At 72.9% G+C, this 13,475-nt stretch carries 7 protein-coding genes and 1 pseudogene; 4 read left to right on the top strand and 4 right to left on the bottom strand.

Annotation, left to right across the window (positions count from 1 at the left end; translation table 11 throughout):
- The 3 genes from JM949_RS26020 to pcaF all read right to left on the bottom strand — a co-directional run.
- Positions 1 to 2,155, bottom strand: a 2,155-nt coding sequence (locus JM949_RS26020; protein ID WP_203150899.1) for a putative bifunctional diguanylate cyclase/phosphodiesterase, incomplete at its 3' end; no start/stop codon positions are given.
- A gap of 4 nt (positions 2,156 to 2,159) precedes the next feature.
- A complete protein-coding gene (locus JM949_RS26015; RefSeq protein WP_203150898.1) occupies positions 2,160 to 2,978 on the bottom strand; it encodes an SAM-dependent methyltransferase in 819 nt (272 codons plus the stop codon).
- A 75-nt stretch (positions 2,979 to 3,053) separates the two neighbouring features.
- A complete protein-coding gene (gene pcaF / locus JM949_RS26010; protein WP_203150897.1) occupies positions 3,054 to 4,259 on the bottom strand; it encodes a 3-oxoadipyl-CoA thiolase in 1,206 nt (401 codons plus the stop codon).
- Positions 4,260 to 4,365: 106 nt separating this feature from the next.
- On the opposite strand from pcaF, the gene JM949_RS26005 reads away from it, so the two are divergent.
- The 4 genes from JM949_RS26005 (at position 4,366) to JM949_RS25990 (ending at position 8,608) form a co-directional block, all read left to right on the top strand.
- The gene (locus JM949_RS26005) at positions 4,366 to 5,331 is read left to right on the top strand and encodes a glutathione S-transferase family protein (RefSeq protein WP_203150896.1); all 966 of its coding nucleotides are present in this window, start codon (positions 4,366 to 4,368) and stop codon (positions 5,329 to 5,331) included.
- A 40-nt stretch (positions 5,332 to 5,371) separates the two neighbouring features.
- Positions 5,372 to 6,004, top strand: a complete 633-nt coding sequence (locus JM949_RS26000) for a DUF998 domain-containing protein (RefSeq protein ID WP_309232326.1) — start codon at positions 5,372 to 5,374, stop codon at positions 6,002 to 6,004.
- Between the two features lie 168 nt (positions 6,005 to 6,172).
- Complete coding sequence (locus JM949_RS25995) at positions 6,173 to 7,465, top strand: dicarboxylate/amino acid:cation symporter (RefSeq protein WP_203150900.1); 1,293 nt, start codon at positions 6,173 to 6,175, stop codon at positions 7,463 to 7,465.
- A gap of 75 nt (positions 7,466 to 7,540) precedes the next feature.
- Positions 7,541 to 8,608 (top strand): NADH:flavin oxidoreductase/NADH oxidase, encoded by a 1,068-nt coding sequence (locus JM949_RS25990; protein WP_203150894.1) that lies wholly within the window; start codon positions 7,541 to 7,543, stop codon positions 8,606 to 8,608.
- A gap of 42 nt (positions 8,609 to 8,650) precedes the next feature.
- Here JM949_RS25990 and JM949_RS25985 read toward each other — a convergent pair.
- Positions 8,651 to 12,291 (bottom strand): annotated as a pseudogene (locus tag JM949_RS25985) (ATP-binding cassette domain-containing protein).
- Between the last annotated feature and the right edge of the window lie 1,184 nt (positions 12,292 to 13,475).

Here is a 13,475-nt window from a genome sequence, read left to right as displayed (position 1 = left end):
CCTGGCCGTCGCGCAGCCGGGCGGTGATCGCCTCGGCCGGCGCGGGCGCGCCGAAGAATCGACCCTGCCCGGTGTCGCAGCGCAGCGCCCGCAGCCGCTCCGCCTGCGCGCCGGTCTCCACCGCCTCGGCGGTGACCCACAACTCCAGGGCGTGCGCCAACCGGACCAACGCGTCGACGATCCGTTCGTCGCGGTGGTCGGCCGCCAGGTCCGTCCCGTCGGCCCGGATGCCCTCGACGAACGGGCCGGCGAGCTTCAGGCAGTGGATCGGCAGCCGCCGCAGATAGGCCAGATTGGAATACCCGGTGCCGAAGTCGTCCACCGCCATTCGGACGCCGAGCGCGGCGAGGCGGTGCAGGCTGCGCAGCGGTTCACCGGCGCTGCCCATCACGGCGCTCTCGGTCAGCTCCAGTTGCAGCAGGTCCGCGGGGAGCCCGCTGGTGTGCAGCGCGTCCGCCACGGTGTCCACGATGGCCGGGTCGTCGGCCTGCCGCGCGGCCAGGTTGACGCTGACCACCAGCCGGGCGTCGGGAAACTCCCGCCACCACCGCTCGGCGTCCACGCAGGCCCGCCGCAGCACCCACTCGCCGAGCCGGACGATCAGGCCGGTCTCCTCGGCCAGGCCGATGAACCGGTCCGGCCCGATCAGGCCCAACTCCGGGTGCTCCCAGCGGACCAGCGCCTCCACCGCCAGCATCCGACCGTCCAGCAGCGACACGATCGGCTGGTAGTGCAGCACGAACTCGTCCCGATCGAGTGCGGCGGGCAGCCCGGCGATCAGCGCCGATCGGGCCAGGTCCCGGGCGCCACGCTCGGGGTCGTAGACCGCCCACCGCCCCCGACCCACCGCCTTCGCCCAGTAGAGCGTGGTGTCGGCGGCCTTCATCAGCTCGGAGGCGCTGGTCTCCGAGGCGGGGCACTGCACGATCCCCACACTGGCCGAGACCGCCATCTGGTGGTCGCCGACGTGAATCGGTGCCGCCACGGCGGCCAGCGCGGCCTCCGCGACGGCCACCGCGTCGTCGATGTCGGTCCCGCCGTCGACGAGGATGACGAACTCGTCGCCACCCATCCGGGCGACCAGGTGGCCGTGCTCGGCCACGCACGCGGCGAGCCTCCGGCCGATCATCACCAGTAGACGATCGCCGAGGTCGTGGCCGAGGCTGTCGTTGATCGCCTTGAAGCCGTCCAGGTCGAGGAAGCACACCCCGACCCGCTGGCCGACGCCCGCGGTGTCGAGCACCCGGCTCAGCGTCTCGAAGAACAGCGTCCGGTTCGGCAGCCCGGTCAACGGGTCGTGCAACGCCTGGAAGCGCAGCCGTTGCTGAAGTTCGTGCCGCTGGGTGATGTCCTCGATCATCGCGACGGTGAATCGTGGCCGACCCTCGTGTCGGATCAGCGAGAGGGCCACATCCGTCCAGAGCACCGTGCCGTCCTTGCGGTGGTATCGCTTCTCCACCCGGGCGGCATCCTGCTTACCCTCGATCAACTCCTGGTACAGCGCCCACATCCCGGGGGCGTCGTCGGCGTGGCAGAACGCCGCCACCTCGGTCTGCCGCAACTCCTCGATCGAGTAGCCGAGCATGTCGGCGAAGGCCTGGTTGACATCGATGATCCGGCCGGCCACGTCGGCGATCCCGATTCCGATCGCGGCACCGGTGAAGACCGCCCGGAACCGTGCCTCGCTCTCGCGCAACGCCTGCTCGACCTGGTCGCGCGCCCGCCAGGCGGACCGCGCGATCCGCTCCTGCTGGCTGAACGTGCGGTCGCGCAGCGCACGGGCGAACCCGGCGGCCAGCCCACCCTGCACCGCCGCGATCCGGTCGGCGAGGTCCGCCGGCTGGTCACCGTCGCCGAGGACCCGGCGCGAGAAGGTCGCACCGAGGGCGCGCAGCGTCCACTCCAGGGCCTCCGGCTCGGTCAGGTGTGCCTGCACCAGGGCCCGCCCGACCTCCTCCGCCGGGAGCGCGGTGAACGGCTGCGCCCGTACCGCCTGGGCCAGCCGGATCGTCTGCGCCAGCAGCAGCCGCTCGGTCTCGGCCACGCTGAGCGGCACGAATCCGAGACGGCGTACCGCGCGGGCCCAGTCGGCCGCGTACCCCTGGGTGTCGGCCCGGCCGGCGTCGACGCCGGCGGGGTCCGGGACGGCGGCCACGGGATCAGCCGGCGGGCTGGTCGTACCGGGCCACGCCCCCGAAGGCGCCGAACCGCTCCGGGTGGTCGTCCACGTCGGAGGGCGAGTCGGGACGCCAGAGCGGCATGTGCACCACGCCCGGTTCCAGCAGCGTCCAGTCGCCGAAGAACCCGGTGACCTGTGCTCGGGAGCGCAGGCTGATCTCGGTGGCCGTCCGCGCGGAGAGGCGCTGGGCGTCAAGCATCTCCTGCGGCTGGTCCTCGAAGGTGGAGTGCGAGATGACCAGGAAGCTGCCCGGCGCGGCGGCAGCCCGCAGGGTGGCCAGGATGTCGTCGGGCCGGTCGTCGTCCGGAACGAAGTGCACCACCCCGGCCAGCAGGATGCCCACCGGCCGGCTGAGGTCGATCAGCCCGAGCTGCCGGGTCTCGGCGAGGATCCGCTCCGGATCGCGCAGGTCGGCGTGGATGACGCCGGTCCACTCGTTGCCGGCGAGCAACTCCCGACTGTGCGCGACGGCGACCGGGTCGATGTCGACGTACACCACCCGGGCCGTCGGGTTCACCGCCTGCGCGACCTCGTGCACGTTGCCCACGGTGGGAATTCCGGAGCCGATGTCGAGGAACTGGTCGATGCCGGCGTCGAGCAGCACCCGGACGGCCCGCCGCAGGAACTCCCGGCCCGAGCGCATGGTGGCGGCGAGATTCGGGGTCATGCTGGCGATCTGCTCGGCCAACTCCCGATCGATCTCGAAGTTGTGCCCCCCACCCAGGAAGTAGTCGTACACCCGGGCCGCGCTCGGCCTGGTCAGATCGATCTCGGTCGGCAACCCGTCCGGCATCAGCACGCCCCCAGTTCATCACCGCGGCGCGGAACGGCACCGGCGCCGGGGCGGGCCGCGGGTCGTGTGGTGTCGACCACTCTAGGCGGCCGACTCCAGCAACAGCGAGATCCCTTGGCCCACACCGATGCACATGGTGGCGAGGGCCCGTCGGCCGCCGCGGCGACGCAACTCCAGGGCCGCGGTCAGCGCCAGCCGTGCGCCGCTCGCGCCGAGCGGGTGCCCCAGCGCGATGGCGCCGCCGTTCGGGTTGACGTGCTCGGCGTCCACCGGCAGCCCCAGCTCGCGCAGCACCGCCACGGACTGCGCGGCGAACGCCTCGTTCAGCTCCACCACGTCTACCGCGCCCAGCTCGACGCCGAGCCGGTCGAGCAGCCTGCGGGTCGCCGGCACCGGGCCGATCCCCATGATCCGGGGCGGCACACCGGCCGCCGCCGCGCCGACGATCCGGGCCAGCGGGGTGAGGCCGTACCGGTGCACCGCCGCCTCGCTGGCCACCAGCAGCGCGACAGCGCCGTCGTTGACGCCCGAGGAGTTGCCGGCGGTCACCGTGCCGCCGTCGCGGAACGGTGTCGGCAGGGCCGCCAGCTTCTCCAGCGTGGTCTCCCGGGGGTGCTCGTCGACCTCGACCAGCCGGGTCTCCCGACGACCGGCCGGTACGGACACCGGCACGATCTCCTCGGCGAACCGGCCGTCGGCCTGCGCCTTGGCCGCCCGCTGCTGCGAGCGGTACGCGAACGCGTCCTGCTCGGCCCGGCTGACGGCGTACTCGGCGGCCACGTTCTCGGCCGTCTCCGGCATCGAGTCGATGCCCCACCCGTCGCGCATCAGCGGGTTCACCAACCGCCAACCCAGTGTGGTGTCGTACACCTCGGCCGAGCGGGAGTACGCCGAGGTCGCCTTCGGCATGACGAACGGCGCCCGGCTCATGCTCTCCACCCCGCCGGCGATCACCAGCTCCGCGTCCCCGGCCACGATGGATCGCGCGGCGGTGGCGAGGGCGTCCAGGCCCGAGCCGCAGAGCCGGTTGACAGTGCTGCCCGGCACCTCCTCGGGCAGGCCGGCCAGCAGCGCCGCCATCCGGGCCACGTTGCGGTTGTCCTCGCCCGCCTGGTTGGCGCAGCCGAGCACCACGTCGTCCACCCGGGCCCAGTCCACCGACGGGTGCCGGGTGACCAGCTCGCGGATCACGTGCGCGGCCAGGTCGTCGGGGCGGACGCCGGCCAGCGCTCCCGCGTACCGGCCGATCGGGGTACGGACACCGGCTACCAGGTATGCCACGGTCATCGCGAGTCCTTAGGGGGTGCAGACGGCGGGGGTGGGGCACGCCCACCGGGTCGCGGGGGCTGCCAGCCGCCAGGATATCCGCGCCGGCAGCGGATAGGTTGACGGCATGGCCCGGGCCCAGTTCAGCGCAGAGACAAGCGGTGGGGGCGCGTTCGTCCGCCAGCCCAACCGGTTCACCGGTCGGGTCACCGCCGACTCGACCTCCCCACCCGGCGGCGGTCCGGACGAGCAGGACCGCTGGCCCCTGGAGGCAGGTCGCTACCGGCTGATCTGGTGTCGCGCCTGCCCCTGGGCGCACCGGGCGAAGATCGTGCGGAGTCTGCTCGGGCTGGACGACGCGATCTCACTGGGCACTGTCGACCCGATCCGGGACGAGCGGGGCTGGGCGTTCGCCCTCGACCCGGACGGCTTCGACCCGGTCCTCGGGGTGAGCTTCCTCTCCGAGGCGTACCTGGCCACCGACCCGGACTACACCGGTCGGGTGACCGTGCCGGCGCTCGTCGACACAGTGACCGGCAAGGTCGTCACCAACGACTACCCGCAGCTCACCCTCGACCTCTCCACGCAGTGGCGGTCGCTGCACCGGGCGGGGGCGCCGGATCTCTACCCGGAGGCGCTGCGCCCGGAGATGGACGCGCTGATGGCCGAGATCCACACCGACGTCAACAACGGCGTCTACCGGTGCGGGTTCGCCACCTCCCAGCAGGCGTACGACGAGGCGTTCCGGGCGCTCTTCGCCCGGCTGGACGCGCTCTCCGAGCGGCTGGCCGGGCAGCGTTACCTGATGGGCGACACGATCACCGAGGCGGACGTGCGGCTGTTCACCACGCTGGTGCGCTTCGACGTCGCGTACCACGGACATTTCAAGTGCAACCGGCAGAAACTTACCGAGATGCCCGTGCTCTGGGCGTACGCCCGGGACCTGTTCCAGACCCCGGGCTTCGGGGAGACGGTGGACTTCGACCACATCAAGCGGCACTACTACGGCACCCACCGGGAGATCAACCCCAGCGGCATCGTGCCGCTCGGGCCGGACGGGTCCGGCTGGGGCACGCCGCACGGGCGTGGTTGAGCCGGGTCGGCCCGGTGCCACGACCGCGCCGAGGGCCCGCGTGGACGTCGCCCGCCGGGTCGCCGGGTCCGCCGCGGCCGGTTGCACGCTGGCCGGTGCGGTGGCGGTGACGTTCGCCGTGGTCGCCGGCCCCGGTCCGGGATTCACCGGGTACGTCAGTGAGGCGGGCATCGCCGGCAGCGGCCACGCCGCGACGTACCGGATCGGGATCCTGGCTCTCGCCGGCGCGTTGCTGCTGATCCGCGCGGCGCTGCCGCCCGGGGTGTGGGCCGCGCCGGCGCTGCTCGCCGCCGGTGCCGTGTGCACCGCCGTGTCCGGGGCGGTGACCTGCTCCGACGGTTGTCCGCTGCCGCCGTTCGAGCGGGCCACCACGGCGGATCTGGTGCACGGCGGCGCGAGCATCGCGGGGACCGCGGCGGTGGTCTTCGCCATGATCACGCTCGCCGTGTCCGGTCCGGCCGGCCGCACCGTACGCCGGTTGGCCGGGGTGTCCGCCGCGCTGGCGCTGCCGCTCTGCGCCACGGTGGGGCTGACGATGCTCGTCCTCGGCCGGGGCGCGGTGGCGGGTCTGCTGGAGCGGGTGGTCCTCGCCATCGCGGTGCTGTGGGGCCTGGGCACCGCCACCGCGCTCGCCCTAGGTAAGGAGCCTCACGCCGACCACCCCTTCCGATGATCGGGAATCGGCGTATCGTGGGCGGGCGATGACCAACGTCTGGGGCCTCACCGTCCGCCTGTATGTCGATCTCCGACTGCAGGCCAGCGGCGTCTGTCCGGGCTAGCCGCGTTCCTACGCCTGCCCCGATCGGACCGGACAATTGGATACATCCTCATGCCCTTCAGCCTGCGCAAAATTCCCTTCTCCGTGCAGATCCTGCTCGGCCTCGTCCTCGGCGTCGCACTGGGCTTCCTGGCCCGCAGCAACGACCTGAGCTGGCTGACCAGCACCCTGCACACCGTCGGCAGCCTCTTCGTCCAACTGCTCAAGCTGGCCGTGCCGCCGCTGGTCTTCACCGCCATCGTGGTCAGCGTGGTCAGCCTGCGCGGCGTCGCCAACGCCGCCCGGCTCGCCCTGAAGACCCTGATGTGGTTCGCCATCACCGCCCTGATCGCGGTGAGCATCGGTATCGGCCTCGGTCTGCTCACCAACCCCGGCAGGGGCGTCACCCTCGACCTGGGTGGCGCGGCGGCACCGAAGAAGACCGGCTCGTGGACCGACTTCCTCACCGGCATCGTGCCCACCAACCCGGTCGGCGCGTTCGTCGAGGGCAACGTCCTCCAGATCGTCTTCCTCGCCGTCGTCGTGGGCGCCGCCGCCCTGCTGGTCGGCGAGGCCGCCGAACCGTTCGTGGCGCTGAACCGCTCCCTGCTGGAGATCGTGCAGAAGGCGCTCTGGTGGGTCATCCGGCTCGCCCCGCTCGGCACCCTCGGCCTGATCGGCAACGCGGTCGCCTCGTACGGCTGGGACCTGCTGGCCCCGCTCGCGAAGTTCACCACCGCCGTCTACGTCGGCTGCGCCATCGTGCTGTTCGTGGTCTACCCGCTGGTGCTGATCCTCGCCGGCCGCCTCAACCCGCTGCGCTTCTTCGCCGGCGCCTGGCCGGCGATCGAGCTGGCCTTCGTGTCCCGCTCCTCGGTCGGCACCATGCCGGTGACGCAGCGTTCGGTCGAGCGACTCGGCGTTCCCCGCGAGTACGCCTCGTTCGCGGTGCCCTTCGGCGCCACCACGAAGATGGACGGTTGCGCCGCCATCTACCCGGCACTCGCCGCGATCTTCGTGGCCCAGGTGTTCGGCGTGCACCTCGGCGTCACCGACTACCTGCTGATCGCCTTCGTCTCGGTGGTCGGCTCGGCGGCCACCGCCGGCCTGACCGGCGCGATCGTGATGCTCACCCTGACCCTCAGCACGTTGGGTCTGCCGCTGGCCGGAGCCGGACTGCTGCTGGCCATCGACCCCATCCTGGACATGATGCGCACCGCCACCAACGTGGCGGGGCAGGCGCTGGTGCCGACCGTGGTCGCCGCCCGCGAGGGCACTCTCGACCGGGCCGCGTACGAGTCGGCCGGTCGACGCGAGCTGACCGAGCCGGAGCCGGCCGCGGAGACCCGGCCCGACCTGACCCCGGTTCCTGCCTGAGCACGCCACCCGGCACGGCGACGGGCCCCTCTCCCCGGGGGCCCGTCGCGTCGCCGTTTCGAGAGGATGTCCCCCATGAGCCCCCTGTTCACCCCCCTCGCCCTGCGCGCGGTCACGCTGCCCAACCGGGTCGCCATGGCACCGATGTGCCAGTACTCTGCCGGCCCGGACGGTCTGCCCACCGACTGGCACCTCATCCACCTCGGCAGTCGCGCGGTCGGCGGCGCGGGTCTGGTGCTGACCGAGGCGACCGCCGTACTGCCCGAGGGCCGGATCAGTCCGCAGGACACCGGGCTGTGGTCCGGCGCGCACGTCGACGCGTGGCGACCGGTGACCGCGTTCGTCGCCGCGCACGGCGCGGTGCCGGCCGTGCAGCTCGCGCACGCCGGGTTCAAGGCCTCCACGTACCGGCCGTGGGCGCCGGAGAAGGGCGGCGTGCCGGACGCCGAGGGCGGTTGGACGCCGGTCGCCCCCGGCTCGGCGCCGTTCACCGCCGGTTACCGGACGCCGACCAGCCTCGACGAGGCCGGCATCGCAGGTGTGGTCGAGGCGTTCGCGGCCGCCGCCGAACGCGCGCTGGAGGCCGGCTTCGCCGCCGTGGAGATCCACGCCGCGCACGGCTACCTGCTCAACGAGTTCCTCTCGCCGCTGACCAACCACCGCACCGACTCCTACGGCGGCGACCGGAGCGCCCGGATGCGGCTCACCCTGGAGGTGGCCCGCGCGGTGCGCGCGGCGGTCGGTGAGGACGTGCCCGTGCTGACCCGGATCTCCGCGACCGACTGGGTCGAGGGCGGCTGGACGATCGAGGACAGCGTGACGCTCGCCGGTGAGCTGGCCGGCGTCGGCGTCGACCTGATCGACGCGTCCTCCGGTGGGGTGAGCACGGCCCAGCACATCCCGCTCGGCCCCGGCTACCAGGTGCCGCTGGCCGCCCAGATCCGCCGCGAGGCCGGCGTGCCGACCGGCGCGGTGGGCCTGATCGTCGAGCCCGAGCACGCCGAGCAGATCGTCGCCAGCGGCGAGGCCGACCTGGTGCTGCTCGGCCGGGAGCTGCTGCGCGACCCGTACTGGCCGCGTCGGGCCGCCGCGAAGCTCGGCGTCGCGTACTCCGGGCCCGCCCAGTACGCCCGCGCCGCCTGACTCCGGCCTGGTCGCGCTGCCGGGAAGGCAGCCGCCCGACCGTCAGCCGGCCAGGTGCGACCAGTCACCCTCCAACTCCTGCCAGCTGCCCTGCGCCGCCACCGTGCCACCGATCAGCACCACCACGTGGTCGGCGCGGACCAGCGCGGCGCGCTTCGCGGTCGAGCCGACCACTGTCACACCGTGGCCGCGCAACGCCTGCCACAGCGCCAGCTCGGTGGTGACGTCCAGCGCCGACGACACGTCGTCGGCGACCAACAGTTCGGTACGCGGGGCCAGCGCCCGGGCCAGCGCCAACCGCTGCAACTGCCCGCCGGAGAGCCGGGTGCCCTTGTGCCCGATGAGCAGACCCAGCCCGCCGCCAGCGGCGGCCAGGTCGTGGTCGAGCTGCGCGGTGCTGACCGCCCCGGCCGCGTCCACCTGGTGCCCGAGCGCGATGTTGTCGGCCACCGTGCCGGAGAGCACCCGGGGCAACTGGCCCACATAGCCGACCTGGTTGGGGCGCAGGAACAGCTCCGGCTCGGTGACCGGGTCACCGTTCCAGGCCAGCTCGCCGGTGTGGTGCACGATGCCGGCCAGCGCCCGCAGCAACGAGGACTTGCCGGACCCCACCGGCCCTACGACCAGCACCAGCTGTCCACGTTGCACGGTCAGGTTCACGTCCCGGACGGCCATCGTGCCGTCAGAGTGCACCACCCCGAAGTCGCGCAGCTCCAGCCGGCGCAGCGGATGCCGGGGCGGCGGCGTCGGCGCGGGCGCCGTACCGGCGGCCAGGTCGACCGCCGGCACCCCCACCGAGTACGCGCTCGCCCCGGTCATCGCCACCGTGCGCCGGGTCCAGACCCGCGCCGAGGGCAGTTGGGAGATCAACGACGCGGTTGTCCAGGCGAACCAGCGGGCCGCGCCCAGGGTGGAGACGGCCACCAGCACCGCACCGGCGGAGAGTCCACCGCCCAGGTAGAGCGCCCACGCGCCGATCGGCAACAGCCCACTGGCCATCGACGGCGTGGAGCGCGCCCACACCTGCACCGAGATCTCCCGCCGCTGCCGGTCGCTGCGCAGCACGTCCAGGCCCGCGAGGTGGTGCAGCACCGCCGTGGTCGCGCCGGCGAGCTTCACCGTCCGCGCCGCGGAGAGCGCGGAGACCAACGCCGTGGCGAAGGCGGCCCGCGCCGCCACCGTCGCCCGGGCCGCCCGCTCCAGTTTCGGCCCGAACAGCGTCGCGGCCAGACCGGAGACGACCATCGTGCCGAGGAAGAACAGCCCCGGTACGACGCTGCCGGTCACCGCCGTCATGGCGACCACGAGGACCAGTGCGACGGCCTGGTCCAGCACGTTGTCGGCGAGCTGGACCACCCGCTCGGTGTCGCCGCCCTGCGCCACCACCTCGGCCGGGGTGTGCGAGCTGACCCGGCGCGGCCCGGTCTGCCCGTGCACCAGACGCAGGCCGATCCGCAGCATCTGCCGCACCCACCACCCGGGGAACCAGACATGGGTGTAGAACGGCAGCGGCAGGGTGACCAGCAGCCCGGCGACGATCCCCACCGCCGGCAGGTACGCGTTGCCGGTCCCGTCGACCAGGTCAGCCCAGAGCCAGGGCAACACCGGCCCGTCCAGCCCGAGCAGGCTGAGCCCGAGGAACAGCCCGATCGCGGCCATCCCGTACCGGGGGTCGTTGGTGCAGAGTCGCAAGATCTCCCGCAGCGTCCGGGCCGGTGGTACGGGCGGCAACGGTGGCGGGTCGGCGCGGTTCGACCCGCCGTGCTCGGCCGGACCACCCGGCTGCCCCACGTGCTCGGCCTGACCGGCGTGCTCTGCCGGCTCGACGCGCTCTGCCTGACCGGCGCGCCCCGGCTGCCCGACGCGCTCGGTCTGGCCGGCGATCCCTGGCTGCCGACGTGGTCGGCGTGGTCGATGTGCGCGGTGGTCGGCCCGGTCGGCCAGGCGTTCGCCGGGTCGGGGCCGACCAGCAGGTCGGTGCCGACGCCCGCACGGGCGACCGGTGCCGCCGCGGCGTACACGGCGGCGTGGCTCGTCGCCAACAGTTCGGCAAAGCGCGTCGACGTCTCCAGTGGGCCGGCCTCGACCACCGCACCGTCGGCCAGCACCACCACCTCGTCACAGCGGCGCACCGAGGAGAGTCGGTGCGCGATGACGATCCCGATGCGGTCGCGCAGCAGGCGTTCGGTGGCCCGCTGCACCCGCGCCTCGGTGACCGGGTCCAGGCGTGCGGTGGCCTCGTCGAGGATCACCACGTGCGGGTCGCGAACCAGGATTCGGGCGAACGCCACCAACTGCTCCTGACCGGCGGAGAGCACATGCCCGCCCTCCCCCAGCCGGGTCGCCAGCCCGTCCGGCAGCTCGGCGATCCAGTCGGTCAGACCCAGCTCGTACAGGGCCTGGGCCGCGTCGTCGAGCAGATCCGGGTCGAAGAGCGCGACGTTCTCGGCGAGCGTGCCGGCCAGGATCTCGGTGCGCTGCGGCACCAGCGCCACCCAGCGGCGCAACTGCTCGACATCGAGGTCGCACAGGTCGGTGCCGCCGAGGAAGACCGTTCCCGGCGGCACGTCGACCGCCCGGGTGAGCACCTTCGCCAACGTCGACTTGCCCGAACCGGTCCGACCGATCAGCGCGTAGGAGCGGCCACGCGCGAAGGTGAGGCTGAGCCCGCGCAGCGCGGCCCCCCGACCAGTCTCCTGGTAGGTGAATGTCAGGTCCCGAATGCGCAGGTCACCCTCGCTCGGAATGGCCCCGCCGACCGGTTCCTGCCGGGCCTTCTGGAGCAACTGCACCCGGGCCCACGCGCCGAGGGCTTCCTGGATCTCCGGCACCATCCGGCTGACATGCTCGGCCGTGGCCCCGAAGGCCAGGGCGAGCAGCCAGATGGCGGTGAGCCGGGCGGCGTCGATCCGGTCGGTGGTCAGTGCCCACGCCCCGCCGAGCACCACCACGCCGATGCCAGCCCGGATCGTCGCCGTGGCGGCGGTCGCCACCCGGGCGGACAGCACCCAGACCACCCTGCCCCGGGAGAGCACGGCGGCGGCCCGCCGGGCGTACAACCGCAACACGTACGGCCGGGCCAGACTGGTCCGTACGTCATCCTGGCCGTGCACCGCCTCCTCCATCACGGCGGCCAGGTCGGACCACGCCTCCTCCTCGGCCATCCGGGCCGGACCGATCCGCGCGGTGGGCCGGCGCAGCCCGACCGCGAGCACCACCGTGAGCAGCAGCATCGCGATCCCGGCCGGCCACCACACCAGCACTGCGACAACCATCGACAGCAGCCCGACGCAGAGCCCCTGGGCGAGCCGGGTGCCCTGGTTACGGACCGCCGACGCCACCTGGTAGACGTCCCCGTCGATCCGGTCGAGCAGCTCACCCACCGGGGTGGTCTCCAGGGTGGGCAGGTCCTGCCCGAAGGCGACGCGGCAGAGCCGGCGACGCACGTCAGCGGACCAGTCAGCGGTCAGGCCGGCCATCAGCAGACTCACCGCGAGGTCGCTGAGGACCACGGCGACCAGTGCCACGGCCAGCACGACGAAGAAGCCAGCCGAGCGGTGCACCAGCACCGCGCCGGCCAGCGCCGACGCGCCCGCCTGACCGGCCGCGCCGAGCACGATGAGGACGACCACGATCGTCATACGACGGGTCGAGGTGCCCCACAGATCACGGAGCAGGCGCATGGAAAGTCCTCCGGACGTGCGGGGGCGGAGACCTCAGCCTGCCGGCGCAAACCCGTCAACTCAACCGATTTTCCGGCCCTGAGCAGGGCATCGGTCCACCCCGACACTCGGCTGCGTCACCCCGGCCGGCACCCCACACCTCCCCCGACCGCACACCGCGCAGCGCCCGCCCACCCGTCCAAGCGGTTCGACCCACCCCGCAGCGCCTGGTGTCGACCCGCCGCACCATCCACGCCCCTGCCAAGCGCAGCGGAGCATGCGGAGTTCCTGTCCGGTTCCGCACATCACGCGGCTTATCTCGGGCTTGCGGGCCAGGGGTCTTCCATCCGGCCTGCCGCCTAGGCGATTCGCACCCGTCTGACGCAGAATGCGGTGATCGACAGATCCGTGATCGACTCGGCTTCCGTGGATGTCGGGGTATCCGTCGTCCGGGGAAGCCCCGATTTCCGTGAACCCGAGTCGATCACGCCTGCGGTCGTTGTTGGCTGGAACAGGAACGACGGATGGGTGGTATGTCCCGGATCTGGGATCCGTGGGCTGTGACCGGCTGCACCGGTGGGCCGGAATCATGGCTGGGCCGGGGTCGTTACACACCCTGACGATCGCAGGACCTCGGCCGATCACCCGGCCTTGGGACTGGCCCCGCAGCCGGAATGCCGGCGCGCACCGGGTCGTTACACAGCGACGATCGCGGGATGACCACCGGCCCGGCCTCGGGCTTGGAATGCCGGACCCCGCCCGGTCGTTGCCGTCCCCACGACCGCTCACCCGGGCACCGCCACGATGCGGGTGCCGGTGGATGGGGCCGCCCCCGGAATGACCCCGGCCGGCCGGTCGTTACATAGGGACCCGGCGCCACGAGCCCTCGGCCCGTGCGGTCGCCGATCCCGACGCCTGGTAGGCGTCACCCCCCACAGACTTTTTTCTTGTTGTGTGCAGCGCCGGACGAGGTGCTCGCACCCGTGCGTCCCCCGACGTGTGGGTGTCCTACCCCCGAAGGAGCTAACCCCCATGAACACGATCATGCGTAAGAGTGTGCTGTCCGTTGCGGGCCTCGCGTTCGCCGGTGGTGTCTTCGCCGGTCCGATCGCCGCCCACGCCAACCCGGTCGAGGGCAAGCCGGTCGCCGTGGCGGTGCAGCAGTCGGCGCCGAAGCCGCAGGGCGAGCAGTCGCACCTCACCCT

It is taken from the genome of Micromonospora tarensis (genome assembly GCF_016803395.1).
Lineage (GTDB): Bacteria > Actinomycetota > Actinomycetes > Mycobacteriales > Micromonosporaceae > Micromonospora > Micromonospora tarensis.
The sequence above is the reverse complement of the archived record's forward strand: the minus strand, read 5'-3'. Positions and strand labels throughout refer to the sequence as shown.

What these genes read in the sequence shown, in the direction of transcription:
- JM949_RS25990 (WP_203150894.1), top strand. Translation starts at nt 7,541, where the DNA reads ATGAGCCCCCTGTTCACCCCCCTCGCCCTGCGCGCGGTCACGCTGCCC.
- pcaF (WP_203150897.1), bottom strand. Translation starts at nt 4,259, where the DNA reads ATGACCGTGGCATACCTGGTAGCCGGTGTCCGTACCCCGATCGGCCGG.
- JM949_RS26005 (WP_203150896.1), top strand. Translation starts at nt 4,366, where the DNA reads ATGGCCCGGGCCCAGTTCAGCGCAGAGACAAGCGGTGGGGGCGCGTTC.